Genomic DNA, 2,357 nt, shown 5'->3' on the forward strand with positions numbered 1-2,357 from the left:
GGCCAAGGCCAACAGTTACGAGTACGGGGCGCATGTGCCCTTGGCGATACGCTATCCTAAAAAATTCGGGAAAGACAGAAGGTCGGATGATTTGGTCGGGTTCATCGATTTTGCGCCGACTATTTTAGAGGTCACGGAAACAACACCAAAAAAGATGCTTCCCATATCGGGAAAAAGCTTTTTGGACATCCTGCAGTCGAAGAAGGAAGATGCCGTAGATGCTTCGCGAAAATATAGTTTTGCGGGAAGGGAGCGGCATTCTTCCTCGCGATACAAAAATTGGGGATACCCGCAGCGGGCCATCTTTTCAGAGTACTATGTCCTTATCTGGAATATGAAACCGGACCTTTGGCCTGCGGGCGCCCCCCAAAAATATGACCCCAAGGACATTACCTCCTTATTGTCCATGTACGGCCTAGACGAGAATGGCCATTATATTCCCGATGCCGCCTTTATGGATATCGACGACTGCCCGACCAAGACCTATATCATCGAAAACTACAAGAACGATTCGATCGCCCCCTATTTTGCCCTTGCCCACGCCAAAAGGCCGGAATTCGAACTGTACAATATCGCCGAAGATCCGTCGTGTTTAAAGAATTTATACGCTGATGCGGCACATGAAAAAGAACAGGAACACTTGATGGCCCGTTTAAGGGTAGAACTAAAGAAATCGAAAGACCCCAGAATTGTCGGACCGAACAAAGAAGCTTTCGATACTTACAAAAGGTATTCACGTATCCGCCAATTTCCGAGACCGGATTAAACTCCAAATTTTAATATTTGACTTTTGATCATACGGAACTACCTCTATATTTTCCCTTTTCATTTGTTTAAATATATAGTACAGAAAACATATTAAGGATACGAGTAAAATAATTCCGTCAAGTCTTGATGTTATCGAGTTTTGATTGATCAAAACATCGTTGGCGTATCTATATAGAATTATGGCAACTATTAGGGATATCGGGATTTCTCTCCAAGCGGTTGAGGATTGTACCGTAATTGGATAAACTAGACCAGCTATTCCCAAAATTATAAATCAATTATATCCAAGAAGTCCGTAATGCGTTGTCGGAAACATTGAAAAGGGATTTTAAGCGTGCCCCCAATAGGGCGTTGCTCTGGTTGAACCCTAGAAAGGGCTCTTGCAAATCCTTTTCCAAAGGCGTCCCTTTTAGCAATCGAACAAGATAAAGAGTGCGTCAAACGTTCTCGAGTACATACCCCGCACTTGTGCCCAGCGAAGAGATACCCAGTTCCGTCAAGCCCAGAGGGTTTCAGGTTGTATTTCTCCCAAAGATTCTATCTCTGTCCGTTCCTCTGCCAGACACCCGATCTTTTTCATAAAAAGAACAGATGCCAAAACTATACCAATACCTACAGCATAAATCAGGTTGTCAAAAGTTGTAATGAGCAATACCTGCAGTAGCACAAATGTAGCTGCACGGGAAACTTTTAGCAGGTGCTTCAAGGCTTTGTAATCTATAATATTGAGCCCTACGGGTATCAGAATACCTGCCAGTACTGGAATGGGGTTGTAAGCAGCCAATGATCCTGCGCCAAGCAATATGATTAGTAGGAATAACCCGTGGATGGCTCCTGAAAGACGGGTCTTGACATAACCCGACCCAGGAAAGAAACAGTATAGGTTGCCCTGGCTTATTACCAAAAACAAAATAGCTTTATCGTGTTTGCCAATCCCTTTTTATTAATGGTAAAAGGTTACCACTCCAGTGCTTACATCATACATAGCACCAATAATCATGATTTCGCCCTTTTGTTGCATTTCGGCAAGAACATCGCTTTCATGTAATATTCGGTCTATGTTTAAATTTACATTTTTCTGTGCTACGCTATCAACAAACGTGGCGTTTTTGGAAGTGCGTTGGTCAGCTTCTTTTGGTTCTTTAGTGGCCTTTACTGCGGGCTTTATTTTTTCTAACATTGGTAAGATTGCCTAATTTGGCATCGTCACAGGCTCCTTTAACAGCCCCGCAGGCCGTATGACCAAGCACTACAACCAGTTTTGTGCCCGCTAGTTTACATCCAAATTCCATACTGCCCAAGATATCTTGATTTATAAAATTACCGGCAATACGAATACTGAAGATATCGCCTAGTCCCTGGTCAAAAACCAACTCTGCCGAAACGCGAGAGTCTATGCAGCTCAGTATAGTGGCGAAGGGAAATTGCCCATCACTTGTGTGGTTTACCTGTTCCAGTAAATTACGGTTGGTTTCCTTCTTTTAAAAATTGCAACGACTTTTCAGGGGTCATTGTGGCTTGTGTTTTCTTTGTGTGTGCTTTCATTACATTACATATTTTGTTTTAAAATTGATTCATAAAAATTAAGC

2 protein-coding genes and 1 pseudogene are annotated in these 2,357 nt (G+C 42.7%); 1 reads left to right on the forward strand and 2 read right to left on the reverse strand.

Annotated elements, in window-relative coordinates; genetic code table 11:
- Window positions 1-766 (forward strand): sulfatase/phosphatase domain-containing protein (locus tag ACEW8S_RS17775; protein WP_373519454.1); only part of this gene is annotated, 766 nt, incomplete at its 5' end.
- A 498-nt stretch (window positions 767-1,264) separates the two neighbouring features.
- Here the strand turns inward: ACEW8S_RS17775 and ACEW8S_RS17780 are convergent.
- Window positions 1,265-1,570 (reverse strand): hypothetical protein, encoded by a 306-nt coding sequence (locus ACEW8S_RS17780; protein ID WP_373519455.1) that lies wholly within the window; start codon window positions 1,568-1,570, stop codon window positions 1,265-1,267.
- 141 nt (window positions 1,571-1,711) lie between these two features.
- Window positions 1,712-2,313 (reverse strand): annotated as a pseudogene (locus ACEW8S_RS17785) (carbonic anhydrase family protein).
- Window positions 2,314-2,357: the final 44 nt, after the last annotated feature.

The organism is Pricia sp. (assembly GCF_041745955.1).
GTDB lineage: Bacteria > Bacteroidota > Bacteroidia > Flavobacteriales > Flavobacteriaceae > Pricia.